Origin of the sequence: Paraburkholderia sediminicola, from assembly GCF_046026855.1 — a bacterium.
Taxonomy (GTDB): domain Bacteria; phylum Pseudomonadota; class Gammaproteobacteria; order Burkholderiales; family Burkholderiaceae; genus Paraburkholderia; species Paraburkholderia sediminicola_A.
In genome coordinates, this window is record NZ_JAQQET010000003.1 from 69,671 (window position 1) to 96,299 (window position 26,629).

Annotated in this window: 21 protein-coding genes and 1 pseudogene; 5 read left to right on the forward strand and 17 right to left on the reverse strand. The window is 62.6% G+C overall.

Translation table 11 applies throughout. The features are described from left to right. Positions 1-158: 158 nt before the first annotated feature. Positions 159-4,418, reverse strand: a complete 4,260-nt coding sequence (gene hrpA, locus PQR40_RS04280; protein WP_408508486.1) for an ATP-dependent RNA helicase HrpA — start codon at positions 4,416-4,418, stop codon at positions 159-161. Positions 4,419-4,441: 23 nt separating this feature from the next. On the opposite strand from hrpA, the gene argA reads away from it, so the two are divergent. Both argA and PQR40_RS04290 read left to right on the forward strand, forming a co-directional pair. Beyond that, positions 4,442-5,830 (forward strand): amino-acid N-acetyltransferase, encoded by a 1,389-nt coding sequence (gene argA, locus PQR40_RS04285; RefSeq protein ID WP_054043361.1) that lies wholly within the window; start codon positions 4,442-4,444, stop codon positions 5,828-5,830. Positions 5,831-5,886: 56 nt separating this feature from the next. Continuing rightward, positions 5,887-6,162 carry an oxidative damage protection protein gene (locus PQR40_RS04290; RefSeq protein ID WP_082855080.1) on the forward strand — a complete coding sequence of 92 codons (276 nt, stop codon included), beginning with the start codon at positions 5,887-5,889 and terminating at the stop codon, positions 6,160-6,162. 10 nt (positions 6,163-6,172) lie between these two features. Here PQR40_RS04290 and PQR40_RS04295 read toward each other — a convergent pair whose 3' ends face one another. Continuing rightward, positions 6,173-6,490, reverse strand: coding sequence for a hypothetical protein (locus PQR40_RS04295; protein WP_408227355.1), 318 nt, complete (start codon positions 6,488-6,490; stop codon positions 6,173-6,175). Between the two features lie 435 nt (positions 6,491-6,925). Between PQR40_RS04295 and proP the strand changes: the two genes are divergently transcribed. Continuing rightward, a complete protein-coding gene (proP, locus tag PQR40_RS04300; RefSeq protein WP_408227358.1) occupies positions 6,926-8,440 on the forward strand; it encodes a glycine betaine/L-proline transporter ProP in 1,515 nt (504 codons plus the stop codon). A gap of 143 nt (positions 8,441-8,583) precedes the next feature. On the opposite strand, the gene PQR40_RS04305 is transcribed toward proP, so the two are convergent. The 9 genes from PQR40_RS04305 to PQR40_RS04345 form a co-directional block, all read right to left on the reverse strand. Then, complete coding sequence (locus tag PQR40_RS04305; protein ID WP_408508487.1) at positions 8,584-9,072, reverse strand: metallophosphoesterase family protein; 489 nt, start codon at positions 9,070-9,072, stop codon at positions 8,584-8,586. A 98-nt stretch (positions 9,073-9,170) separates the two neighbouring features. After that, positions 9,171-9,746 carry a TMEM175 family protein gene (locus PQR40_RS04310; protein ID WP_408508488.1) on the reverse strand — a complete coding sequence of 192 codons (576 nt, stop codon included), beginning with the start codon at positions 9,744-9,746 and terminating at the stop codon, positions 9,171-9,173. A gap of 272 nt (positions 9,747-10,018) precedes the next feature. Beyond that, on the reverse strand, positions 10,019-13,915 hold the full coding sequence (locus tag PQR40_RS04315; protein ID WP_408508489.1) for an autotransporter outer membrane beta-barrel domain-containing protein: 3,897 nt from the start codon (positions 13,913-13,915) through the stop codon (positions 10,019-10,021). Between the two features lie 655 nt (positions 13,916-14,570). After that, complete coding sequence (locus PQR40_RS04320) at positions 14,571-14,957, reverse strand: DUF488 domain-containing protein (RefSeq protein WP_408227370.1); 387 nt, start codon at positions 14,955-14,957, stop codon at positions 14,571-14,573. Positions 14,958-15,077: 120 nt separating this feature from the next. Then, on the reverse strand, positions 15,078-15,395 hold the full coding sequence (locus PQR40_RS04325) for a hypothetical protein (RefSeq protein WP_408391802.1): 318 nt from the start codon (positions 15,393-15,395) through the stop codon (positions 15,078-15,080). A 148-nt stretch (positions 15,396-15,543) separates the two neighbouring features. Beyond that, positions 15,544-16,944: an FAD-containing oxidoreductase gene (locus tag PQR40_RS04330; RefSeq protein ID WP_408391799.1), complete on the reverse strand. Its 1,401-nt coding sequence runs from the start codon at positions 16,942-16,944 to the stop codon at positions 15,544-15,546. Between the two features lie 186 nt (positions 16,945-17,130). Beyond that, on the reverse strand, positions 17,131-17,319 hold the full coding sequence (locus PQR40_RS04335) for a hypothetical protein (protein ID WP_408227379.1): 189 nt from the start codon (positions 17,317-17,319) through the stop codon (positions 17,131-17,133). A gap of 242 nt (positions 17,320-17,561) precedes the next feature. Continuing rightward, complete coding sequence (locus PQR40_RS04340) at positions 17,562-19,871, reverse strand: putative bifunctional diguanylate cyclase/phosphodiesterase (protein WP_408508490.1); 2,310 nt, start codon at positions 19,869-19,871, stop codon at positions 17,562-17,564. A 113-nt stretch (positions 19,872-19,984) separates the two neighbouring features. Then, a complete protein-coding gene (locus PQR40_RS04345; RefSeq protein ID WP_408227385.1) occupies positions 19,985-20,167 on the reverse strand; it encodes a hypothetical protein in 183 nt (60 codons plus the stop codon). Positions 20,168-20,189: 22 nt separating this feature from the next. Between PQR40_RS04345 and PQR40_RS04350 the strand changes: the two genes are divergently transcribed. Further along, a complete protein-coding gene (locus tag PQR40_RS04350; RefSeq protein ID WP_408508561.1) occupies positions 20,190-20,798 on the forward strand; it encodes a LysR substrate-binding domain-containing protein in 609 nt (202 codons plus the stop codon). Positions 20,799-20,935: 137 nt separating this feature from the next. On the opposite strand, the gene PQR40_RS04355 is transcribed toward PQR40_RS04350, so the two are convergent. After that, the gene (locus PQR40_RS04355; protein WP_408508568.1) at positions 20,936-21,316 is read right to left on the reverse strand and encodes a hypothetical protein; all 381 of its coding nucleotides are present in this window, start codon (positions 21,314-21,316) and stop codon (positions 20,936-20,938) included. A gap of 253 nt (positions 21,317-21,569) precedes the next feature. Continuing rightward, a pseudogene (locus PQR40_RS04360) lies at positions 21,570-21,812 on the reverse strand (SH3 domain-containing protein); the annotation flags it as partial. Between the two features lie 333 nt (positions 21,813-22,145). Between PQR40_RS04360 and PQR40_RS04365 the strand changes: the two are divergent. Next, positions 22,146-22,709: a lysozyme inhibitor LprI family protein gene (locus tag PQR40_RS04365; RefSeq protein WP_408391822.1), complete on the forward strand. Its 564-nt coding sequence runs from the start codon at positions 22,146-22,148 to the stop codon at positions 22,707-22,709. A gap of 96 nt (positions 22,710-22,805) precedes the next feature. On the opposite strand, the gene PQR40_RS04370 is transcribed toward PQR40_RS04365, so the two are convergent. The 4 genes from PQR40_RS04370 to PQR40_RS04385 form a co-directional block, all read right to left on the reverse strand. Beyond that, positions 22,806-23,354 (reverse strand): nucleoside deaminase, encoded by a 549-nt coding sequence (locus PQR40_RS04370; protein WP_408391787.1) that lies wholly within the window; start codon positions 23,352-23,354, stop codon positions 22,806-22,808. A gap of 43 nt (positions 23,355-23,397) precedes the next feature. Then, the gene (locus tag PQR40_RS04375) at positions 23,398-24,528 is read right to left on the reverse strand and encodes a BMP family ABC transporter substrate-binding protein (RefSeq protein WP_408391784.1); all 1,131 of its coding nucleotides are present in this window, start codon (positions 24,526-24,528) and stop codon (positions 23,398-23,400) included. 292 nt (positions 24,529-24,820) lie between these two features. Continuing rightward, positions 24,821-25,129 (reverse strand): winged helix-turn-helix domain-containing protein, encoded by a 309-nt coding sequence (locus tag PQR40_RS04380; protein WP_408391781.1) that lies wholly within the window; start codon positions 25,127-25,129, stop codon positions 24,821-24,823. Positions 25,130-25,171: 42 nt separating this feature from the next. Then, positions 25,172-26,605: an aminotransferase-like domain-containing protein gene (locus PQR40_RS04385; protein WP_408333407.1), complete on the reverse strand. Its 1,434-nt coding sequence runs from the start codon at positions 26,603-26,605 to the stop codon at positions 25,172-25,174. Positions 26,606-26,629: the final 24 nt, after the last annotated feature.

Here is a 26,629-nt window from a genome sequence, read left to right on the forward strand (position 1 = left end):
GGCGCGGGTCCGGAAGATCCGCGCCCTTTGCGCGTGATGTCATTCTCAAAAGGAACGGTGTCGCGCGCTTTTTTATGCGCGCTGCAAAGGCGTTGCGCCTCTCCACGCTCGCTGCCCAATTGGGGCGGGCGCGAACCGCGCACCGTCCCAATCGCCGCTCAGCGCTGCATCGATTCCCACACCTTGTACAGACGCTTCACCGAAACCGGCATCGGTGTACGCAACTCCTGCGCGAACAGCGAAATCCGCAATTCTTCCAGCAGCCAGCGGAACTCCGACAGACGCGTGTCCAGCACGCCACCGCGTTGCGCGAGCGCGCGCTGGTAGTTCTGCAAGAGCGGCTGGAATTCGGCGAACTGACGGGCGTCGCGCGCGGAGTCTGCCTTCAGCTTGTCGATGCGCAGCGCGATTCCTTTCAGATAGCGCGGGAAGTGCGCCAACTGCGGGTACGGCGTATCGACCACGAAGCGTTTGCCGATCAGAGCATCCAGCTGGTTCTGCATGTCCGCATGCGCGGCCGTGAACGACTTCGCCTGCACCAGCTTTTTCGTCACCGTCGCGTATTCGCTGAGAATCTGCCCGACGAGGCGGGCAATTTCCTGAGCCAACAACGTCAGGCGGCTGCGGCCTTCGTCGCGGCGCGTATGGAAACTGACGTCATCGGCGGGCAGCGGGTCTTGCAGACACGCGCGGTCGAGCGCGGTATCGATCAGCTGATCGCGCAACGCCTCCTGCGTGCCACGTGGCATGAACTGCATCGCCATTTCGCGCAAACCCGGCAGATTCTTTTCCAGATACTTGATCGGTTCCTTCAACTGCAACGCAAAGAGGCGCCGCAATCCCGCGCGATGGATGCGCGCGGCTTCGTCCGGTGAATCGAATACTTCGACGTCGCAATGCGTGCCGCGATCCACCAACGCCGGATAGCCGAACAACGTCTGCCCGCCGCGGCGAATTTCCAGCAACTCGGGAAGCTTGCCGAAATTCCACGTCGTCAGTTTTTCGTAGAGCGCGGTAGCCGGTGCACCGCCGCCTTGCGACGCTGTTTCTGGACCGGCCGCAGCGACGCCCTTGCCCCGCGGCGCCGCACCGCTCGCGCCTGCTGAGCCGGATGCCTGCGAGCCAACCGCTACGCTACCGCCGCCCGCATCCGCCAACGCCGCCCCAGCCGCACTGGACGCAATTTTCTGGAAGTGCTGCTGCGCCTGACCGCCCAACTCGGCGCGCAGTTGCGACATATTCCGGCCCATCGCGAGTTGCCGCCCGTGCTCGTCGATGACCTTGAAGTTCATGAACAGATGCGGCGTCAGCGTTTCGAGCTTGAAGTCCGATTGCTTCATCGCGACCTGGGTCTGCTCGCGAATGTCCGCAATCAGCGATTCGAGCAAACCGCCCGCGCCGAAACGCGGACCACTATGCCGATCGACGAAACCCGCCGCGAACTCAGGCAGCGGCACGCAATGGCGCCGCAACTTCTGCGGCAACGATTTCAGCAGCAGTTGCGCCTTCTCTTTCAGCATGCCCGGAACGAGCCATTCGCAACGGCGCGCGTCGACCTGATTCAGCGCGTAGAGCGGCACCGCGAGCGTCACGCCATCGCGCGGCGAACCGGGTTCGAAGTGATACGTGAGCGCCATCTCGACGCCCGCCATCGTCGTGCGCTTCGGGAACAGGTCGGTCGTCACGCCGGCGGCTTCGTGCCGCATCAGATCGTCACGCGACAGATACAGCAGACGCAGCTTGTCCTCCGACTGGCCGCTCTTCCTGACCTCGTCGCGATACCAGCGCTCGAACGATGCGCCTGTGTAAATGCCCTGCGGCAACGCCTGATCGTAAAAGCCGAAAATCAGCTCGTCGTCGACCAGCACGTCCTGACGGCGCGACTTGTGTTCCAGTTGCTCGATATCGGCGAGCAGCTTGCGGTTGTGCGCGAAGAACGCAAGCTTCGTATCGAACTCGCCTTCCACCAGCGCACCGCGAATAAACAACTCGCGCGCCCGAGCCGGGTCCTGTTTGCCGAAGCTCACGCGCCGCCGGTGATAGATCGGCAAGCCGTACAGCACCGCGCGCTCGAACGCCGACACCTGTGCCGCGCGCTTTTCCCAATGCGGCTCGGACAATGACTTCTTCAGAAGATGCTCGCCGATCTTCTCGATCCATTCCGGTTCGATCTTCGCGATGCAACGTGCGTACAGACGGCTCGTCTCAACCAGTTCCGCGGCCATGACCCACTTCCCAGCCTTCTTCACCAGCGCCGAGCCAGGCCAAAGGTAGAACTTGATGCTGCGCGCGCCGAGAAAATACGGCTCGTCGTCGGCTTTCAAGCCGATGTTGCCGAGCAAGCCGGTCAACAATGCGAGGTGGATCTGCTCAAAGGTCGCTTCGGCCTCGTTCAGACGCCAGCCGTGCTCACGCACCACCGTGAGCAGTTGCGAGTGCACGTCGCGCCATTCACGCAGGCGCAGTTGCGACAGGAAGTTCTTGCGGCATTCGTCCTGCAACTGCCGGTTCGACTTCTTGTGCGCGATCGCTTCTTCAAACCAGTTCCAGATCTTCAGCCATTGCAGGAACTCGGAACGCTCGTCGGCGAACCGGCGATGTGCCTGGTCAGCTTGCTCCTGCGCTTCGATCGGCCGGTCACGCGGATCTTGCACCGACAATGCACTGGCGATGATCAACACTTCCCTCAACGCCTGCTGATCGCGCGCGGCGAGAATCATCCGGCCGACGCGCGGGTCGAGCGGCAAGCGCGCGAGTTCGCGGCCGAGCGGCGTGAGCTGGTTGTCATCGTCGACGGCGCCCAGTTCGTTGAGCAGTTGATAACCATCGGCGATGGCGCGGCCGGGTGGCGGCTCGATGAACGGAAAGGTTTCGATCGCAGTCAGATGCAGCGACTTCATCCGCAGAATCACCGACGCCAGCGACGAACGCAAAATCTCCGGATCGGTAAAGCGCACGCGGCCCTGGTAGTCGCTTTCCTCATACAGACGGATACACACGCCATCGGCAACACGGCCGCAGCGCCCTGCCCGCTGATTCGCGGCGGCCTGCGAGATCGACTCGACCTGCAACTGTTCGACCTTGTTGCGATACGAGTAGCGCTTCACACGCGCGAGCCCGGTATCGACCACATAGCGAATCCCCGGCACCGTCAGCGAGGTTTCGGCGACGTTGGTCGCGAGCACGATGCGGCGCGCGTTCGAGGTGCGGAACACGCGCTCCTGTTCGGCGGCGGACAAGCGCGCGAACAACGGCAGAATTTCCGTATGCGGCGGATGGTGCTTGCGCAGCGCTTCGGCGGCGTCGCGAATCTCGCGCTCGCCGGGCAGGAAGACCAGCACGTCCCCGGGACCTTCGCGGCACAGTTCGTCGACCGCATCGACGATCGCTTCCATCAGATCGCGATCCGTTTCGCGCTGGGTCTTCGGCCTTTCACGCGACGACGATGCAGAAGCGCCTTCCGCCGACTTCACCGCCGGACTGTCTTCCGCGACCGGCCGATAACGCATCTCGACCGGATAGAGCCGGCCACTCACTTCGATCACCGGCGCAGGCTTCTCGTCGCTGCCGAAATGACGCGCGAAGCGATCCGCGTCGATCGTCGCCGAGGTCACGATCAGCTTCAGATCGGGCCGTTTGACAAGGATTTCCTTCAGGTAGCCCAGCAGGAAATCGATGTTCAGGCTGCGCTCGTGCGCTTCGTCGATGATCAGCGTGTCGTAGGCCTGCAGCAGCGGATCGGTCTGCGTTTCGGCGAGCAGAATGCCGTCGGTCATGAGTTTGACCGACGCGCCCGGCGACAGATTGTCGGTAAAACGCACCTTGTAGCCGACCACCTCGCCGAACGGCGTGCCGAGTTCTTCGGCAATGCGGCGGCCCGTCGCCGAAGCCGCGATCCGGCGCGGTTGCGTGTGGCCAATCAGGCCCGTGCCGCCCGCGCCGAGACCACGACCGAGTTCAAGGCAGATTTTCGGCAACTGGGTTGTTTTACCCGAACCGGTCTCGCCGCACACGATCACGACCTGATTCTGCGCGATAGCGCGCGCGATCTCCTCGCGGCGGCCGGAGACCGGCAGCGCTTCGGGGAAGGTGATCGGCGGAATCGGGTTCGGTTCGACGACGCGTTGAACGCGCGGCGGGCGCGGTTCGCGGCGGGGCTGGCCGCCTTGAGCATCACCTGCTTGTGGTGATTTGCGCGCGGGCGCGCCCGCTTCGCGGCGCGCCTCACGCGGCGGATTATTTTTCTGCGCCGACGCTTGCGCGCCTTCCGCGGTGCGTCGCGGCTCGCGCGCCGTGCGCGGCGCGTTGCGGTTGGCGTCTGGCGCTTCGCGGCGCGCAGCGTCGCCAGGCTTCGCCTGATCGGCGGCCGGCGCCGCATTCTCGTTCGCCGTAGCGGGACTTTTGGGTACATTCGACATGGGGGCGCATTATAATCCCCGGCATGAATTCCCAAACCGACCTCGTCCCCGCGCCCGCGAGCGTTCCGGCCCCCGCCGGAGCAACGGAAGACCTCGCACAGCACGCGCAATTCGTCGACTGGATGCGCTCAGTCGCCCCTTACATCCATGCGTTCCGTAACAAGACGTTCGTCGTCGGTTTCGGCGGCGAGGTGGTGCATCAGGGGCTCCTGAATGCGCTCGTGTCCGATATCGCGCTGCTGCAGGCCATGGGCATCCAGATCGTACTGGTGCACGGCTCGCGGCCGCAGGTCGAAGAGCAGATGAGCCTGCACGGCGTGGAATCCGAGTTTTCGCACGGCATGCGCATTACCGACGCGCGTGCTTTGGAGTCCGCGAAAGAAGCGGCCGGCGAAGTGCGTCTGGATATCGAGGCGGCGATTAGTCAGGGCTTGCCGAACACGCCGATGGCGCACGCGCACATCAGCGTGGTGTCCGGCAACTTCGTGACGGCGCGCCCGGTCGGCATTCTGGACGGCGTCGATTTTGCCCACACCGGCGTGGTGCGTAAGATCGACGCGGATTCGATCCGCCATTCGCTCGCGAGCCGCAAGCTGGTGCTGCTGTCGCCGCTCGGCTTCTCGCCCACCGGCGAGGCATTCAATCTGTCGATGGAAGACGTCGCCTCGGCGGCGGCGATCGCGCTGCGCGCCGACAAGATCGTGTTCCTGACCGAGACGCCGGGCCTGATGGAAACCGGCGAAGACGGACCCGTACTGGTTCGCGAACTGTCGCTCGACGACGCCTACAAGCTGCATGAAAGCGGCGAAGTCACCGGCGACGCGGGTTTCTATCTGAAACATTCGATCCGCGCCTGCCGCGGCGGCGTGGCGCGGGCGCACATCATCCCCTACGCGCTCGACGGCAGCCTGCTGCTCGAACTGTTCCTGCACGATGGCGTGGGCACGATGATCTCGTACGAGAACCTCGAAAGCCTGCGCGAAGCCACGCCGGACGACGTCGGCGGCATTCTCTCCCTGATCGAGCCGCTCGAATCCGACGGTACGCTGGTGCGGCGCGGCCGCCACCAGATCGAACGGGACATCGACCATTTCTCGGTGATCGAGCACGATGGCGTGCTGTTTGGCTGCGCGGCGCTGTACCCGTACCCGCAGGAGCGCATCGGCGAAATGGCGTGCCTCACGGTCGCGCCGGAAGCGCAGGGCACCGGCGACGGCGAACGCCTGCTCAAGCGCATCGAACAACGCGCGCGGGCACGCGGCCTCACCCGCATTTTCGTGCTCACCACGCGCACCGAACACTGGTTCCTCAAGCGCGGCTTCGTCAAGGTCACGGTCGACGACCTGCCTGAAGACCGCCGCCGACTCTATAACTGGCAGCGCAAGTCGCTCGTGCTGATGAAACAGCTCTGAGCGTCCCCATATAAAGCGACTGCCCGCCCCCACATCGATTAAAGGAGAAGCACAGCATGACTCGTATGGTTCAATGCGCGAAGCTCGGCAAGGAAGCCGAAGGTCTCGATTTCCCGCCGCTACCGGGCGAACTCGGCAAGCGGATCTACGAAAGTATTTCGAAGGAAGCCTGGCAGGCCTGGTTGAAGCAGCAAACCATGCTGATCAACGAAAACCGCCTCAATATGGCCGACCCGCGCGCACGTCAGTATCTGATGAAGCAGACCGAAAAGTTCTTCTTCGGCGAAGGCGCGGATACGGCGCAGGGTTACGTGCCGCCGGCAGCCGAATAAGCGTTTTCGGCTACGCCCCAGTATTGGCGATCAGCCGTATGAAGAATCCGCGCCGCGTGCGCGGTTTTTTTTCGCCTGTCTGGTCGCGCCTTTCGCCGCTCGATACGGCACGTTTTCGTCGAACCTTGAGCCGCTCGATACACCGGCTTCCCGTTGCGCCTTTCACTACTGTCACTCCTTGGCAAAATTCACTAACCGGACCATTTCCGGCCATTTTTAAGCCTCCTTTCCATACCGCCGCAATCCGCTGGATTCCCCACCACGCAAGGGATTGACTGCCCTCCCCGGGCTTCTGAGCGCACACCTGGTTTGCACGATCCTCGGTCATCGTGCTATCATGTTCATCGTTCCAACAGCATTTCACCTTCATTCGCGTTCTCTCAAGCTGGCCCGTCGTGTCTTTTCCCGTACGCCGCCACGCTGAATTGGACAGTTTTTATACAAGAAGGCTTGTCGGTCGTTTCCCCGCCGGATCTCATCCCATGAGCGGCGATCCAGCGCCGGCCTTTTTCGTTTCGAGCCTTCCAGCGGCGCATGGGCCAGCTTTCAGCCACCCCAGCGTCCTCATGCATCTGCCCCCCTTCCACGGCCACGCAGATGCAACAGTCAGCACAATCTAGACGAGTGTTTTTTCGCGAATCGTTCGCGAGGCACGGGCGTTTTATTTTCTTTTTCGCGCCCACTTCTTTTGTCCTCGGGCGAAAGAGACGCCATCGCTCTGCTCGCGAAACTGCACTTCCCCAGCACCCGTGGCGGAACGTTCATGCGCATTTTCATGAGTTTCGTCGCAGTCATTGGAGTTTTCACCTTGACCGCTTCCAGCAACGGCTTCTGGCGACATCACAAAGAAGAACAACGCCTCTCACTCGACGACATTACCGTCGTCGACAAATCTCTCCTCAAGCGGGCCGTCGGCGCCATGGCGCTCGGCAACGCGATGGAATGGTTCGATTTCGGCGTGTACAGCTATATCGCTGTCACGCTCGGCCGAGTGTTCTTCCCGTCGGCGAGTCCGGCCGCCCAGTTGATCGCCACCTTCGGCACGTTTGCCGCGGCGTTCCTCGTGCGGCCGGTCGGCGGCATGGTGTTCGGGCCGCTGGGCGATCGCATCGGCCGTCAGCGCGTGCTGGCCATGACCATGATCATGATGGCGCTCGGCACCTTCGCGATCGGCCTGATTCCGAGCTACGCGACGATCGGCATTTTCGCGCCCGTGTTGCTGCTGGTCGCGCGCCTGGTGCAAGGCTTTTCGACGGGGGGCGAATACGGCGGCGCCGCCACCTTCATCGCCGAATTCTCGACGGACAAACGCCGCGGCTTCATGGGCAGCTTCCTCGAGTTCGGCACACTGATCGGCTATGTGCTCGGCGCAGGTACGGTCGCGGTCCTGACGGCAACGCTGTCGAACGACGCGCTGCTTTCCTGGGGCTGGCGCGTGCCGTTCCTGATCGCGGGGCCGCTGGGTCTGGTCGGTCTGTACATCCGGATGAAACTCGAAGAAACGCCCGCGTTCAAGAAGCAGGCAGAACAACGTGAAGCCGAAGACAAGGCGCTCCCGAAACAATCGTTCCGCGAGTTGCTCATGCAGCAATGGAAGCCGCTTCTGCTGTGCGTCGGCCTCGTGCTGATCTTCAACGTCACCGATTACATGGCGCTCTCGTATCTGCCGAGCTATCTGTCAGCCACGCTGCACTTCAACGAAACACATGGTCTCTTCCTCGTGCTGCTCGTGATGGTGCTGATGATGCCGATGACGCTGGCCGCCGGCCGTCTGTCCGACACGATCGGCCGCAAGCCGGTGATGCTGTTCGGTTGCGTGGGCCTGTTCGCGCTGTCGATTCCCGCGCTGCTGCTGATTCGCATGGGCACGGTGCTGCCCGTGTTCGGCGGCCTGATGATTCTCGGCGTGCTGCTGTCGTGCTTTACCGGCGTGATGCCGTCGGCGCTGCCGGCGCTGTTCCCGACGAAGATCCGTTATGGTGCGCTCGCGATCGGCTTCAACATTTCGGTGTCGCTGTTCGGCGGGACAACGCCGCTCGTGACAGCATGGCTGGTCAATAGCACCGGCAATCTGATGATGCCCGCGTACTACCTGATGGGCGCGTCGCTGATCGGGATCGTGTCGGTGTTCGCGTTGCGTGAAACGGCCCGCAAGCCGCTGCTCGGCTCGGGTCCGTGTGTCGCAACGCGTGCGGAAGCGCATGCGGTACTGCGCGGCGAGCGTGAGGCGGCGGAGATGGATGAAGGTTACGCTGCTGCGGCTACGGCGCGTGCCTGATCCTGGGTTGCGCGGTAGCTGGCCGCCCGAAGTCGTACCCGTAGCGCCCGCCGTAAGGGGCGAACGAGGCGGCGGCAAGCAATCACTGTAATTCGCGTTAGCGTGTCCGAAAACGGGCCGGCAGATTTTTGCCGGCCCGTTTTTTATGTCACCAGAGAATCGAACGTCGCACTTGCATGCGCGCCTTCGATAATTAGCATGCCGGCGGAAATCGGCAGCTTGAACCGCCTCGGTCCGGCACTGCCTGGATTGACGAACAGCACACCGTCGCGCTCGCTGATCGCAGGCTTATGCGAGTGCCCCGTCACGACCACGTCGACGCCTTCACGACGCGGGTCGTCGCCCACGTCGGCGATGTCATGCACGACGAGGATCGTCACCTGTTGCACTGTGAGCTTGACGTGTGTCGGCAACGACGCGACCGGTTCTTCGATATCGTTATTGCCGCGCACGGCTGTGATTGGTGCGATCTGCGCAAGTGCATCGAGCACCGCCTGATTGCAGATATCGCCCGCGTGGATGATCGCATCGCAGCCTGCGAGGTACTGCAGGACTTCAGGGCGCACGAGGTTGTGCGTGTCGGAGATCAGACCGATCCGGGCGGCTGGGGGGCTTTGGGTACGCGAAGTCATGATGCCAGTATCTGCCAAACGGCCTCAGTCTGCCGACTGCTGTTCGGCAAGCTCCCGCGTCAAGGTCTGCACAGGCCGCTTCGCGCGAAGCAACATGCTTACGCTTCCATCAGGTGCTCGATGCGCCGGTCGGGCACCAGCCACCACGCCGCAGCCAGCGTATAGAGCGCAGCCGAGAGCCACGGCTGCACGAATGCCAGCACGATCCCCGCCAGATAGATGACGACCGAGACCTTGCCCTTGAAGTCGTTGCCGAGCGCTTTCGCGATCGTCGACTCCGTGCCGTGCTCGCGGATCAGCACGCGAGTCAGAATGAAATAGGCAATCGCCGACATGAACAGCACCGCGCCGTACAGCGCGGTCGGCCACGAAGCCAGATGGTTTTCGCCGACCCAATGCGTGACGGCCGGCAGCAACGACAGCCAGAACAACAGATGGAGATTGGCCCAGAGCACCGCGCCGTTGACCTTCTGGACGGCATGGAACATGTGATGATGATTGTTCCAGTAGATGCCGACGTAGATGAAACTCAGCACGTAGGCGCAGAACACCGGGATCACGGGGCGCAGCGCAGCGAGGTCGTAGCCTTCCGGCACCTTCAACTCGAGCACCATGATCGTGATGATGATGGCGATCACGCCATCGCTGAAAGCTTCGACGCGTCCCTTGCCCATCGTTTGGTTTCCTGGTCGTGCAGCGGCGGTTGAGAGGGAAATGCGCGTGTGCCGGGAACGTGGTCCTTGCGCGAGCACCGCGCGCAGCATGCCAGCATGCTTACGCTGGCAAGCCCGACGGCAATTATCGGCGATGACCACTCGATTTGTCGATGCGGGCGGTGGCTCATGAACGCGGACCACCGCGTCAATATCGGGCCGCCCAGCGCATCGCCGTGCGAGAAGAACACGCAAAACGCGATGACCTGCGTTGGCGGCGCACGGAGAAACCGCTACCAGGCGTATTTCACGCCTGCCATACCGGTCAGACGCTGGTAATCGCTGCCGCCAAAGGCCCACGCCACGCTACCCCAGGTTTGCCACCGATGAGCGAAGCGGTATTGCACCCCTGCCTTGATTTCCCCGGTGCTTTTCGCAATCCCATCGAGCGGAACGTTCACACCGTCCATCGCTACCGCATTTTTGCGGTTGGCGTACCACCAGTTGGCCTCGAACGACGCCTGAATCGTCTTGCCGCTATCTCTCGCAAAATCCCGATAGATGCGTGCGCCCAGGCGGGTCACGAGCCCACCTGAGCTGTTGTCCGCGACGTCAGTCCCGTTGACTTCCGTATGAGTGCCCGCACTGTAGTCGATGTAGATGAGTTGCCCCTGCGGCTCGACCACCCAATCATTACCGAACGGCTTCAGCGCGTAGCCCGCCTCAAGCGAACCGGTCCAGCTATGCGCGCTGTACTTTTCGCCTGGCAGCAGATCGCCCTCGACCCGGTTGTCGAAGTTGCCGTACTGGACCCAGCTGTCGACATAAGCGCCGAGCCGGTCCTTTTCGTTAGCGAACCATGTGGCGTAGGTGCCGACCGCGTAGCCGTTCACGGTGCCATGCGCATTGAAAGGGTTGCCGTCCGCGCTCGAGTTCGTACGCATGTTGCCGTAGGCGGTCATCACGCCCAGATGCAGACGGTCGCCGCTCTGCAACACGGACCATTGCGCTGCGTCGCCGCCCGCCTGTAGCACTTCCCCCTGCGTTCTCACAGTCAGCTGACCGCCAGCTGCGTCGCTACGCAAGCTCGTGCCCACAACGCGCGCCCATCCATCAGCAAGCCGGGCGCTGCCGTCGGGCTTATCAAGCTCGGCGAATTGAGGCTCACCTAAGCGGTCATGCAGCGTGTTCAGAAACATGGTTTGCGCCGCGTACTTGTTGCCAAGATAGACGCCCCCTTCAGGCCTCAGTAGTTTGGCCGGCGTGGGTGTCGGCATGGGCGTGGGCGTGGGTGTCGGCGTGGGCGTCGGCGTGGGCGTGGGTGTCGGCGTGGGTGTCGGCGTGGGTGTCGGCGTGGGCTGCTCGGAACGAAGGTACCACTGACCGTCGGCAGGATCGCTCACCCCGCCCTGAAACAGCCGGTATTCATAGGGGCCGGCTACCACGCGGCCATTGAGAGTAAATGCACCGCTCGCCGAGCGGCTCGGATCAGCCACCTGCACGACCTGGATGCCGTTCTGGTCGGTTACCGCCCCCGTGCCGCCTATGCGTTGAACGGTAATGCTGGTCGCACCGCCTGCTCCAACGGCAGTTGACTGGGCTGCCAGCGTATCGGTTTGAGAACTTGCGCCCCCTGCATTGAGCACGGTCTCGATCAGCAGCCGTCCACCGTTGGACGTGTACGTGCCGCCGATCACGGCCATGCGATCGCCAGCAAAGCCATTGACCATGGTAATCGTGCCACCGTTATCCAGATTGCCTGCGACGGTAAAAACGGCATCAGGGCCATTGGCCAGGGCCGGCAGCGCATTGCCCACGCCAATCAGCCCGTCGTTGACGACCGGACCCGTCACCTTCCCGTAGCCGCCGAATGCGCCCCCGGCCGCGATGTTGACCTGTCCGCCTCCTGCCAGTTCTGCGCCGGTGTGCGCGCTGTCGCCAATGACCAACGTGCCGCCGACAATATTCGTGTTACCGCTGTAAGTCTGCACACCATTGAGAACCACCTTGCCACTACCCGCTTGCGTAACCGATCCGGTCCCGCTGACGGTTCCGTCATAAACCAGGCTATCCGAACGATCGAATACCAGCGCGCCGTCATTGTTCACGTTGCCAGCGATGCTGCCGCCGGCACCGCCATTGCCGAGCTGCAGTGTGCCGGCGCTGATCGTCGTGGTGCCGGTGTAAGTGTTATTGCCGGTCAGGATCAAGGTGCCGGTGCCCGCCTGTTCCAGCGAACCTGTGCCGCTCACCGCGCCGCCGTAGGTCAGCGTATCGCTGCGGTTGAAAGCAAGCGCGCCATTGTCGGTTACATCACTGACGATGCTCCCGGCGGTGCCGCCATTGCCAACCTGGAGCGTGCCGGCGCTGATCGTCGTACCACCGGTATAGGTATTGTCCGCGGCAAGAATGACGGTACCCGAGCCGTGCTGATTCACGCTGCCAGTCCCGGAAATCACGCCCGGCAGGGTCACGGTATCGGAGCGATCGATGACAAACGTGCCGTTATCGGTCACGTTGCCCACGATGCTGCCGCTGGGGCCCCCGTTGCCGAGCTGCAGCGTGCCGGCGCCAATCACCGTGCCGCCGGTGTAGGTATTGTTGCCCGTCAGTGTCAAAACGCCTGCGCCCTGTTTGGCCAGGCTGCCGCCGGTTCCCGTCAGGCCTGTAGCGAGCGTGACGTCGTTGCCATTGGTATCGAAAACCCCGCCGTTCTGGCCCAGCGGATTCAGGCGGCCAGACACATCCGCAGCGACCCCGCTCGCCCACTGGAGACCTCCGCCATTGAGCGTGACATTTCCGGTCCCGAGATTGGACAGGTTCTGGAAGTTGACCAGTCCACCGGTCACTGTGGTGCCACCGCTATAGGTGTTCGCCGCTGTCAGCGCGAGCGTCCCAGTCCCAGCTTTGACCAACGTTCCGCCAGTCACTGCACCGCCTGCATTGCTCAGCGTGGAGCTCACCGTTGCGAGCGCATTGGCGCCGTCGATCTGGAACGTGTGCGTACCGCTATCGGACAAACGGATCTGCGCACCCGACACCGTCATGTTGCCACCGTCGGCATAGTTGCCGAGCGTGCCGTCGTTCCAGTTGATCGTCCGGGTTGCGCTACCCGCACCGGGTTGAATCGACAGGGCACGAAGCGTAGCGCCGCTGTTCAGGTTGACCGTGCCAGTTGCCGAGCCGGTGGTGCCGGAGAAGTCGCCGAGTGTCAGGCTCTGCGTCAATACGGTGCCGCCGGCAATCGTCAATGTTCCTTGGGCGGCACCGGCGCCAACCGTGGAACTGCGTTGGCCGAGAGTAACGGACGTGGCATTGAGTGTGCCGGCTCCCATGCTCAAACTGCCGATGGCCGATTGCGAGCCATATCCAGCTGAACCAATGAGCAGATTGCCTATCTTCGCGTCCAATGAACCTCGGCTCAGGTCCACAGTGCCATTGTTACCGGTGTAATTGCTTGATACGCCCACGGCGATATTCCAGGTGCCGACCGGACTGCTGCCATCGGTTCCCCGGAGCACGAGCGTCCCGCCGTTGCTCCCACTCTGGAAGGCCAGAGTACCGGTTGCCTGGCTGCTCCCGATCACAACCTGATCCGCGTTGATCGTATTGCTTTGCCCGAGCAGCACGGTTCCGGTGTTAGTTGAGAAATTGGACACGCTGCGATTGAAATCGCCCACGCCGAACGTGGCTGCCGTAATGGTGTTGCTGCCCGCCAGGGTCATGCTACCGCTCGTGTTACCCGACCCGCCCACTGCCGTTATCTGCCCGCTAACACTGAACGCTTGCGTCGCATTGCCGGAAATGAAATTACTCAGGCCCGACATATTTAACGTCTGCTGTGTGCCGTTAGCCGTTCCGCCGAGACGGAAGGGTCCGCCCGAATACACCAGCGTGCCGCCCACCCCATTGAGCGTGCCGGTGACATTATTGCTAACCAGCAGGCTGGTGACAGCGGTAGTCGAATTGCCTATGTCGACGGTCGAGTTTGTCGTGAATGAAATGGTTTGCGCCTGTGCTGTACTGACGGCCGCACTGACGCCAATTAACAGAATGCTGGCGCTAATGGGTCTGAGAAGAGGTTTGTCGCGAGATTCAGCGACGCCGCCGCGGCCAATTAGCCTGGTGGCGTGAGTGACGGTTTGACCGGTTTTATGGCTATCTTTCGGCCAGACGGCTTCAAATGCCATTTGCATAGAATCAGACGAGCGTTCATGTATGACACGGTGGATCCGATTCATTTATGTCCCTTCGATGATTGAAATTGTTTTCAAAGGCCACACAGATCAGGTCAAAACGGATTATTTCGATGAACGGCCTGTTAGCAAGAGGATACACGAGCCGTCACACGCCCGACACTCTGGAGGGAACGCGGATTGGAACCGGCTGAAAGCCTGAATCATGGAATCCACGGTGACCAGGCAATGAATTTGGAAAATAAGCTATCGGAAATTCTACTGCGGCACGGTAATGCCAAAAGTGGATATCGACTCGGGTTTCGTAATGCGTGGATACGCTAAATTCCCGAAAAAGTGATGTTAAGCATCAAACTAAAAATTGAAATCAATCCACAGCTTGTCCACAGCTTGAATAGCAGATTTGCTGTTGGAAAATAGTGTTCCAGGCGCGCGCGATTATCCCGCTTGCGCCTGTCCGCATACCCCAGATGCGCGCCGGTCATCGTAAAGGCGCATACGCAGCGCGCGGTCATTCCGCCATCTGTCAAGCAGCCAGGTGAACTGCAAACCATACCGTAGGCTCACTGCCGCTCGTTCATACTCGAGCACAAGATCGTGATGATGATGGCGATCACACCATCGCTGAAGCCGACCGCGTACACGTGCTTCACCTTATCAGCGCACCCCGCTCGTGCAACAACTGACGAAGAATGCTGCGATGGCACCGGCTTTCGTCCTCGCAGTAGCAACCGACGGAAAAGTGCGTCGTTTTTGACAATGTGGCAAGCAGATCCAACACCTTGCTGGCATCGCCACCATTCATTTCCGTCCGGAATTTTTTCGCAAACGTGGCCCACTCAGCGTCACTGGCGACCGCCTTTGCTTCCTTCACCAACTCCGCATCAGGCGACAGATTAGGCAGCCACACATCGTAGTAGTCGCGAGTGGCGAATTCCGTCCGGGGTACGCCGCGCGGCGGTCGCCGAACCGTACCGATACGCACCCCTTCGTCGGCCGCCCTCGGAGACCCTAGCTGGACGATGCTAATGCTCATGTTTTCCCCTGATGACTGATCGGCTGCTGCCGGATAGAACCACGAAGTCCTTACTCCGTGCAAGATCGCCGGATCGATAAGCGCGGCTCGCCAGTCGTTCTGTCGCTCCGTCATGCAGGCTCAACGCCTCTTGCCCTTCATGGCCTCGATTTCCATAGCCGCGTTCCGCTCTTCGCTGGCTTCAATCGGGTCCATCGACTCGTCGATCGAAGCCGCCGCACGTTCCGCGGCTGCTTTCGTTTCGTCGAAAACGGGATCGAATTCCTCGTCATCATCACCCGGGGGTTCCAGCATGTCTCGAAGCATGGCCGCCAGCTCTGGCGTGTCCCACTCCGCGCCCTGTTGCTTCTGCTTCTTGATGTAATGTCTGACTTCCGCGTCCTGTTCCGGGGTCAACGGAAGACCGTGAAAAGTGCTTTTAGGGTCGGCATTGATCATGATTTTGCTCCAGGATACGTCCCAGTTCGAGTGTAATCCCGTTATGGCGACGTGATCTCAGCGATTGGTCATTGCCCGGCAACCGGTTCGCAGCGCGTTTCGCCCACAGCACACGCCACGTCGCCCGGTTTACCGCCGGGTACGCCGTCTATTTCATCGGCTTGAGTCCATCGAGCAAAGTCGGCACCAGTTCGCTGATGGTTGGATGAATATGCATGGCGTACTGCAAGGTAGGATACGGCGCCCCGGCCGTCATGATGTCGATGAACGTGTGCAGCGCTTCGTCGCCTTCGATGCCATGGATCGCCGCGCCAAGAATCTGCCTGCTCTGCGCGTCGACCAGCACCTTCATGAAGCCGTCGGTCTCGCCGCGTTCGCGGGCGCGGCCTACCCGCGTCATCGGCATGGTGGCGATCAGCGCGTCGCGGTCGGCCTTGCGCACATCGGCTTCCGAGAGCCCGACGCGCGCGAGCGGCGGGTCGACGAACACCGCGTACGCCATGATTCGCGTGTCGACGCTGCGCGCGCCGCCATCGAGCAGATTGGCCGCGACGATATGGAAATCGTCGTAAGAGGTGTGAGTAAAGGCGCCGCGTCCGTTGATGTCGCCGATCGCCCAGATGCCCGGCACATTGGTGCGCAACTGACCGTCGACGGGAATCGTGCCGTGACGGTCCGTCGCGATGCCGGCGGCGTCGAGGCCGAGGTCGTCGGTATTCGGTTCGCGGCCGGTGGCGAACAGCAGGTGCGACGCCTCGAGCGCGGGAATGTTCTGCTCAAAGCCGATGCACACCTCGTTCTCGTGATGCGGATGCGGCTCGACCCGCGAGGGTTGCACGCCGAAGACAAACTCGACCCCTTCGCGCGCCAGCACCTTCTGCACGGAGTCGGCAAAGTCGGCATCCTCGCGCGTGAGCACGCGCTCGCCGCGCACCAGCACGGTCACCCGGCTGCCGAAGCGGCGAAATATCTGCGCGAATTCGAGCGCAATATAGCTGCCGCCGACAATCGCCAGATGGTCCGGCAATTCCGTGAGATCAAGCAGATTCGAGTTGGTGTAGTAGCGAATTCGCTCGAGCCCTTCGAGCGGCGGCACAACGGCGCGCGTGCCGGTATTGATGAAGATTTCGTCAGCGCTGAGCTCATCGAGCACTGCGCCGTCCGGGCCGCTGATGGTGAGCGTATGGGCGCCGGTGAAGCGCGCGTGGCCGTTGAAGACGGTGACGTTATCCGCGCCGCGCAGCCATTTCTCGACGCCGTCGCGCGATTGACCGATGATCCCGTCCTTGCGTGCCTTGACCGCTGCCAGATCGACGCTGACCGCGCCGCTCACCTGCACGCCCAACTCCGCGGCGTGGCGCGCCACGTGGGCCGCGCGGGCACTGGCCACATAAGACTTGGTCGGCGTGCAGCCGACATTCACACAGGTCCCGCCGAAGGCCGCGCGTTCGATGACCGCGGTTTTACGGCCGCTTTCACCAAGACGGACAGCAAGCGGCGCACCGCCTTGTCCCGTGCCGATCACGACTGCGTCGAAGTGCTGTGGCATGGCAGATCTCCCGAGGCTGGGGTGCTGGTCGTAGCATCTTACCCTCAGCGCCGCGTGTTGCCTTTGTCGCCCCTCCTCGTTGATTCTGCTGCGCTCCGTGAGCTCCGCGCGCCGGCGTGCGATCTGTTTTCGTCTCGCCGGGGGACCGGCGCCAGTCGATTGAATGAAAATCGCGCCCGATTGTGTTCAGGCGTGGCAGTGCACGGCGCAGATCAATTCGCGCGAGCGTTGCAGTGCGGCCTGCGCGCCGCGCGTCGCGACGACCCAGCCGACCTGGCCGAGGTTGAAATCCTGCGACACCATCACCTGCATGAGGGCGACCATCGGCAGGATCACCGATGGCCGATAAAGCTGGTTTTGAATCAGGGCTGGCATAACGGCTCCCATCGCGCGGGGCCGCTTCGGCGCAGCGCGGAATGTATATTCGATGGGAGAATTTTAGGGAAACAGGGGGCGCGGATAAATACCGGGAACGCGAAGGCACTTGTTTGCAAAACTGAACAATCAAGTCTGGATGCCCGCGGCAGAGGGGTCTGTTTGCTGGATTAACCCGCCCGGCGAAGTGGGTTTGCTACGCCAGCGCCTGCCTGCGGCCGTGGCCGGAAACGTCAGGGCAGTCATGACGCCCCGGCCAGCCCCATCTGAGCGTCACACAAACTACGCGCATAAGCACTCGCCCCAACCGGCCGGCTATAAAAATACCCCTGCTGCTTGTCGCAGGCGATCCCACGCAAAAACGCCGCCTGCTCGGCGGTCTCCACGCCTTCAGCCGTGACATTCATGCCTAGCGAATGGGCCATCGCCACCACCGCCTGGGTGATCGCGATCGAATCGCGATGATCCGGCAAGCCCGCGACGAAGGAACGATCGATCTTCAGGTTATGCAGCGGAAACCGCTTCAAATACGACAGCGACGAATAGCCGGTACCGAAATCGTCGACGGAAATCCGCACGCCCATCGCGCTCAACGCGCTCAGCATCGGCAATACGGCGTCGCTGTCGCTCATCAACAGCCGCTCGGTAATCTCGAGTTCCAGCGCCTCCGGCTCAAGCCCGGACTGCTCCAGACAACGCTCGATCCGCTCCACGAGCCCGTTTTTGAACTGGCGCGGCGACAGATTCACCGCGACGATCAACTCGGGCGCCAGCGTGCGCCGCCATTGCGCGACCTGCTCGCAGGCCCGCGCCAGCACCCAGGAACCGATCTCGACGATCAGGCCGGCGTCTTCGGCCACGGGGATGAATTCCACCGGCGAAACATTGCCCAATTCGGTGTTGTACCAGCGCAGCAGCGCTTCGGCGCCGATCGTGCGGCCGCACTGACTGTCGACGATCGGCTGATACACGAGGCTCAGTTCGTTGGTAGCGAGCGCACGCCGCAACGCCTGCTCGATCATGAAGCGGCGTTGCAGATGCTGATTCAGCTCGACCGTGAAGAACTGAAAATTGTTACGCCCGCATTGTTTCGCGTGGTACATCGCCGAGTCGGCATTGCGCATCAGCGTGGGCACGTCCTGGCCGTCTTCGGGAAACAGACTGATGCCGATCGACGCACCCATGTAGTACTCGTTGTCCGCCACCGCGAACGGCACCGCGATCATGTCGAGAATGCGCTGGGCGAGCGCGATCAGATGACCTGTGTTTTCGTAAGCGCAGACCACGATCACGAACTCGTCGCCGCCCACGCGCGCGAGCGTGTCGTTCCGCGCGACACACGCCGACAACCGCTCCGCCACGCTGCATAGAAGCGCATCCCCGGCCTCGTGACCGGCGGTGTCGTTGACCTTCTTGAAACCGTCCAGATCGACGAATAGCACGGCGACCCGCGCCAGCTCGCCCATCCCGGCCACCCCACCCGGCGCAAACAGATCGCGCATCCGCTCGGCCAGGTAGGCGCGGTTGTAGAGACCGGTGAGCGGATCGTGAGTGGCCAGAAACTTGAGCTGCCGTTGCGCCTCGCGCACCGGCCCGATGTCGGTAAACGAGATCAGCACCGAACCGGGTTCGCTGTCGCCCGGCTTGATGATCGGCACGACATTCTCAGTAATCCAGATGACCTCGCCGTCGGTCAGTTCCAGACCGATCGTGATGCCAAGCAAGGGTGTGCCGGTTGCAAGCACCTGAGCGGTCGGACGATCTGCGTCGGTGACGGCGGAGCCGTCCTCGTGATACGCGCGCACCATGACCGTCAGAATGTCCTGGCCGATCAGATCGGTGCTCGCCCGCAGAATGCGTTGCGCACTCGGATTGCAGGCCAGCACCACGCCCTCGCGCGACTGCACGACGATGCCTTCGTTGAGATGGTCGACGACCAGCCGGTGATGCTCCTCGCTGTGCGCGAGGCGTTGCGCCATAACGTCCTGATGAACGGCGAGACCGACACTGTGGCTGATGTCGTGGAGCATCGCCTCTTCTTCGGCGCTCGGCCGGCGCGACGTGCGATGGTAGACCGCGAACGCGCCCAGCACCGTGCCGGCATCGTTTTCAAATGGCATCGACCAGCACGCGCGCAAGCCGATCGGCAACGCAAGGTGCCGGAAATCGGCCCACAGCGGATCGGTTTCGATATCTTCGACGGCGACCATGCGCCGCTCGTACATCGCGGTGCCGCAGGACCCTACCCCTGGGCCAATCGCGGCACCGTCGATCGCGGCGCTGAAGTGCGCCGGCAGCGAAGGCGCGCCACCCACTCTCGCGTGCACGCCGTCGGCATCCAGCAACAGGATCGAACAGGACGCACCGTCGCCGAGCAGCGCTTCCGCGCGGCGGCATACTTCATCGAGCAATTCCGGCAGCGGGGTATTGCGGGTAATCAGCCGCAATACCGTACGCTCCGACGCCAGCACACCCTCGGCCAGATTTGGCCGGTAGCGGGTGCCCTCAGGCGTTGCTCCCATCGTCGTATCTGACGTCGCATCGCGTGTCATTTGTGCGCCCCCTAACCCCACATCGGCAAGTTAGTGTACGCGGCGCACCGGGGTTTACGCGAGACCGGCGCATTTTAATCGCGATGCATAGGGCGAAGTGCACGGCCGTCCAGCTATCTATTCAGCCAATGAAGCGACAGCACCATTAATACGGCGAATCCCACGATTGCACCGGCCGTCAGCGCGAGCCCTGTCAGGTGGGCGGCCAGCGCCACCCGGGCATCGAGCGGCGCTGACGGAGAAGAGGCCGCCAGCGTCGCTGTCGAACCGGTTTCGCTCATCCTGCTGTTAGACACACCGCCCGCTCATGAGCGGGCGCTGGCGGAGACTACCGATGCGCCGGAACGCCGGCTCAAGCTCGGCATCAGCGACCACGTGGCGGGGCCCAATCTGCCGGCGCTGCTGGGACGGCTCGCGGCTTACGATCCGTTGCTCGTCATCGAGGTACGCATTGCTGCGTCACGCGATGTACTTGCCTGGTTCGAGCGGGGTGAAATCGACGCGGCGATCGGCCGTCGCGAGGGTGATCGCCGCGATGGGCAACTGCTGGCGGAGGAGCGGCTAGGCTGGTTCGCGGCGCCGGGCTGGCAACATCGCGAGGGGCAGCCGCTGAAGCTGGCGACGCTCGCCGCGCCGTGTGGGATTCGGGCGATTGCCACAGACGCGCTCGATGCTGCCGGGATTACGTGGACCGAGGTGTTCGTCGGCGGCGGCGTGATGGCCGTTGGCGTGGCAGTGAGCGCCGGGCTCGCCGTGGCCGCGCTGGCGCAGCGCGTGGCGCCGGCGGGAACGGTCGAGGTCGGCGAGCAACTCGGCTTGCCGCCGCTGCCAAACTCGAAAGTGGTGCTGCATACGCGGCTTAGCGACCCGCGCTCGCAGGAAACCTTGCGCGCGGTTAGTTCGGCGTTTTTGAACGCGGCGTACTGAAGAGGAGCGACGGCTCGGCGTGTCCCCAACGTGAGGACGGCGACGAAGCTAGAGCGGGCGCGTCAGGCGGGTTCCGCACGCGCCTCGCGGCGCTGCGAAACCCGAATCAGGCGCAGGCTCTGGCGAGTCGAGGTGCCTTATCCTGCCCCTGCCCCCTCGCCACCGGTGCCGTTATGCGGATTAGCCACGCTGATCCGGTGGCCGGTTACCTCCGCCTCCACCGCCGTCTTTTCCGCCACCCGGGGGTCTGCCACCGCCACCTTGCGGGCGGCCACCACCATTGCCACCCGGCGGGCGGCCTCCTGCATTGCCATTACCACCCGGTGGCCTGCCTCCAGCGTTACCCGGCGGCTGGCCACCTGGCGGACGGCCACCCGCGCTCCCTGGCTGTCCTCCTGGTGGGCGTCCTCCTGCATTACCCGGTTGACCTCCTGGCGGTCGTCCTCCCGCGTTCCCTGGCTGACCTCCTGGTGGGCGTCCTCCCGCGTTACCCGGTTGACCTCCTGGCGGTCGTCCACCTGCGTTACCCGGTGGCGGACGCCCACCCACATTCCCCGGCGGACGGCCCCCTGGTGGCCGTCCGGCACCGGGTCTCGGCGGTCGCGGGGGCGGATGATGCGCCCAGCGCGATTGCTGGCCGTACCACGGCCGGCCCCGATAATAATTGCCCCAGTAGGCGCCGATCGAGAACGTCACGATCGGCAGCCCGATCACCGTGCCGTAGTTCATCACCGGCACATTGCTGCCCTGATAGGGATAGCTGAGCCGCCCCGCATAGACCCAACCGCGCAGATTCGGAGCAGCGACGTCACACCATTCGTAATTGCTGATGCAACCCATCACGCTAACCGGCACGCCACCTGGCAACTGCGTCACGACCGGGTAATCCGAAGCAGGCCCGGCACGCACATTGACCGTGCTGTTCGTGTAAGCCTGCGATTGCGCAGAAGCCACTGCTGGCAGTGACAGCAAGCCGACCGCCACGTACATACATCGAACGAGGTGCTGTTTCATTTTTTTCTCCCGTTTTTACGTCCCGCGTTTGCGTGCCTGCCGCTATGGCCCGCATGTGTGCCCATCTGCATGCACGTGGGAATGCGTCGGGCCAGGCCCGTCGCCTCAAGCGGTGTCGCGGCCAGGGTGCCTACTCATCCGCACCTGCAATGCACATGCCTGAAACCGCCCGGCAAATGCCTACGGGCTTGCCCTACCCATTCCAGTGCCGCCTCGCACAAAGCAAGATTTGGTAATCACCCAGCCGAACTCACGCTGTTTTCGGGCGTCTGCGTTCCGGCAACTCGGCCGATCATCCATTGCATGAAAAACCCTTGCACTGGCGGGACCACCATGAAAATTTTTCGCCCCATCCTTGTCGCCGCACTGATGCTCACGCATCTACCCGCTCACGCTACCAGCTTCGACTGCCATCGGGGACGCTCGCTCACCGAACGGATGATCTGCAACGACCCCGCGCTCTCGAAGCTCGATGACACACTGGGACAACTGTACTGGAAAGCACGGCGGCGCGTCATTAACCGTCGCGCCTTCCTCACCGATAGCGACAGCAAGTGGGCGTGGCGGGAAGCGAATTGCCGCGATGAGGCATGCCTGGGGACGTGGTATACGACGCGGATCGAAGAACTGCAACGGCTGATCGAAAGCATGCAGATGGAAACGCCAGATGCGCCGGCCAAACCGGACACTCAACGTAAGGCCGTGATGCCCGCGCTACAACAAATCGAAACGGCGATGCTTCAATGCACCGCCGCGAATCCCGGGATCGTTGTGAATGACCAGTGCTCCACTGTGATCAAGCAGAACAACAGTCAGTGGAAATATAAGCCGCACGGCGGCGACTGGTTCTGTGGCCTCGCCATGCTCGCGCCAGTGGAGGCCGGCCCGGCACGGTGAGATTGGGGGTTTTGTGTTTGCCTGCGGTGTTGGACTTTACTTTTCATGCTTTGCACGCCGCAGGCGAAGAGACGTCAGTGATGCGGAGATAAAGCGCTACCTTCCGCTCCAGAATCTCCGCTGAACCGCCATCACCTCGCCCTCCACCTCGACCACCGGACCGATCACCTCAACGGGTTTCTGGCAATGGTCGAACACATAGCGGCAGTCCACGCTCATGGTCGGATTCTCGGCATGATCGCCGGTCGCCTCCAGCAAGCGCTTCTCAGTCATGCCAAACACGACGCGGCCGATGTTGGCCCAATACATCGTGCCGGCACACATGCAGCAGGGCTCGACTGACGTGTACAACGTACAACTCCACAAATACTCCGGCGTGAAATTCAACGCCGCCACGCGAGCCAGCACCGACTCGGCATGATTCACCGTGTCGACGTTGCCCTGCTCCATCAACACGGTCTCCTGATCCGGGCCGACCAGCACGGCGCCGAACGGGTGGTGCCCCAGCAATGTCGCCCGCTCGGCCACCCGGCTCGAATGCCGTAGATGCCGCACAATCTGCTCGTGCGTCGGCGTTAAACCCTGCGGCGGATAGGTCGCCGCCACTCCAGCAGCATCGGCACCGGTCGGGACGGTAAGGCTCACGTGCAATCTCCTTGAATAATAGTTAGGCAAACCAATCAATTCGTTACTTCGGCAGCGAACCGTCCACGCCCTGCACGAACCAGTTCAAACGCAGTAGTTCCGCATCGCTCAACGACTTGCCGGCAGCAACCTTCACCACGCCGGACTGATCCGCGATCGGACCGGCAAACGGGTTGAACTTGCCCGAGATGATGTCGTCACGCTTCTGGTTCAACGCCTTTTGCGCCACCGGCGACACCGCGTCCGTGTTGATGTTGGCCAGATCGATCGCCTTCTCTTTCAGCCCCCACCATACCGGCGAATTGTTCCAGGTACCCGACATCACCTGCTGCACCAGATGCGTGTAATACACGCCCCAGTTGCTCACGCATGCGCCCAACTGTGCATTCGGTCCGAACTTCTTCATGTCGGAATCCCAGCCGAACGCATGCACTTTTTTCTGTTCGGCCGTCTGCATGGTCGCAGTCGAATCGGTGTTCTGGATCAGCACGTCAGCGCCCTGGCCGATCAGCGTCTCGGCGGCCTGCTTTTCGCGGCCCGGGTCGAACCAGCTGTTGATCCACACGACCTTCACCCGCGCATTCGGGTTGACCGAGCGCGCGCCCATCGTGAACGCGTTGATGTTGCGCACCACCTCCGGCACCGGCACCGAGCCGACAAAGCCGAGCGTGTTGGACTTCGTCGTATAACCGGCGACCAGACCGGCCAGGTAGGCGCTCTGGTACGTGCGCACGTCATAGGTGGCGAAGTTGGCGGCCTTCTTGTAGCCGGTCGCATGTTCGAACACGGCGTCCGGGAAGTCCTTGGCGACTTTCAGCTCGAAATCCTGGAAACCGAAGCTCGAACCAACCACGATCTTGTTGCCCTTGGACGCCAGATCGCGAAACACGCGCTCCGAATCGGCCGACTCCGGCACGTTCTCGACGCGTGTCACCTTGATCTTGTCACCGAATTTCGCCTCAACCTCTTTCACACCCTGCTCGTGCGCGTAGGTCCAACCGGCATCGCCCGGATTACCGAGGTAGACGAAGGCGATACCGAGCGGCTGCGCGGTCGCTGCGGCTGCGGTCGCGGCGCTGAACGCCAGAGTCGCGCCGAGTACTGCGGCGAGAGCAGTCCGGACGGTTTTGATGCGCAATGAGTGATGCAGCGCTCGCGCCAACTTTGTTTTCATGAATTCTCCGAAGATGGTTTCAAGGTGAGGTGCCTGCCACAGCGCTCGCTCGGGACACGCCCGGGCACGGCTCCAGCATAGAGGGCCATATTCGAAGGTCAATTTCAGCGGAAAAATTATTATTCGTTATCCCGCCCATAACGAATCCGGTATTTTGGTGCCCAGGAACCGTGATCGATATCTTCGAAGGAGTACATCGGCAACGTGGTACGGCAGGCGCGCACCGCATCCGGATGCTGAAGGCGCAGCCGTCTTCCTCGCGCCGGATTCATCTGCTACGCGCATTTGCAACTCAATGAACCTGGGGCGGCGGGTCTGCCGGCTCTTCGTCAGGCGCGTCGCCCTCGCCGAACAAGTCCGCGCACAAAGCCTGGCCGGTCTCGCTCAAGCGCGCCGTGCCCGTGCCTTCCTCGTTGAACGTGGTGTCCACCAGACCGCCGTCGACGAGTGCCGTCAACTGTCGCCGCAAGCCGCTCATCGGCACATCCGCCTGCCTGGAAAGTTTGGCGAGCGACCACGCGCCGCCAGGCGTTTCCTGACACGCGCGCCACAACTGCGTCAGGATGGCGACCAGTACCGGATCGAGTTCGTCGTCTTCCATTGTGAATGTCTCCTCGCTTTTCCCATGCCCTGCCAGGCGCCATCAAGCCATGTGCGCCACTAGTTCGCCCAGCGTCTTCAATGCCGCCTCGGTCTGCGCCGTCCACGGATAGCTGTAATTAAGCCGGATGAAGTGGCGAAAGTCGTCGCGCATCGAAAACATCATGCCCGGCCCGATCGTGATGCTGCGCGCGAGCGCCGCCTCATAGAGCCGCATCGAATCGACACGTTCAGGCAACTCCACCCACAGCACGTAACCGCCTTGCGGCGTCGACATGCGCGTGCCCGCCGGGAAAAACCGCTGCACCATCGCCGTCATGATGCTCGCCTGCTGGCGGTAGAGCTTGCGCACGTGGCGCAGATGCCGGTCGTAGCCATCCTGCCGGAGGTAATCGGCGACGGCGACTTGCGGCACCGAGGGCGTGGTCAGCGTGTTGAGAAACTTCAGCTTCTCGACCTGCGCGCGGTAGCGCCCCGGCATCGCCCAGCCGATCCGGTACGACGCGGTCAGGCTTTTCGAAAACGACGCGCAATGCAGCACCAGCCCCCTGGTGTCGTAGTTCTTCAAGGTCGATGGCCGCGCCTCGCCAAAGTACAGCTCCTGATAGACATCGTTCTCGATGGCAGGAATCTCGTGCGCGGCGAGCAGTTCGACCAGTTGCTGCTTGCGCGCGTCCGGCATCTGGAAACCGAGCGGATTCTGGAAGTTCGGCATCACCATGCACGCGGCGATCTTCTGTCTGGCGATGACCTGGGCCAACGCCTCGATATCGATGCCATGGACCGGATGCGTCGCCACTTCGATGGCGCGCATGCCGAGACGCTCGATGGCGTGCAGCATCGCGTAGTAGGTCGGCGACTCGACGGCGACTGTGTCGCCCGGTTTGGCGACCGCCTGCAAGCTGAGGTTGATCGCCTCGGTCGCGCCGAGCGTGATGATGATTTCGTCGGGATCCACGGGCACGCCGTTCTCGGCATAGCGCCGCGCGATCTGGCGGATCAGCTCGGGATTGCCGGGCGGCAAGTCGTCGATCAGGTTCCAGCTCGCATGGCGCCGGGCAATCGCGTTCGCGTACTGGTTGATGCGCCGCCACGGGAACAGCGACGGATCGGGATAAGGCGAGCCGAGCGGCACGGCGTCGTGCGCGCGGATGCTGCGCAGGGTCGACAGCACGAGGCGGCTTACGTCGACCGCGGCGGCCACTGGCGGTGTTTGGGGCGCAGGCTGGCGGCTTAGACGCGGCTCGTCGAACGTCGCGGCCGTCGCCGCCGCGTCACGCACGAAATACCCCGACTGCGGACGGGTCTCGACAATCCCCCGGCTCTCCAGCAACGCATACGCGTGCAACACGGTCTTGATGCTGACACCGTGCTGCTGGCTCGCCTGCCGCACCGACGGAATCCGCTCGCCCGCCGCGAAAACGCCGCGGCGCACGGCTTCGGTCATTTCATCGGCGAGTTTTTCGTACAGTTTCAAGGACCTGGCTCAAACGAACACGTG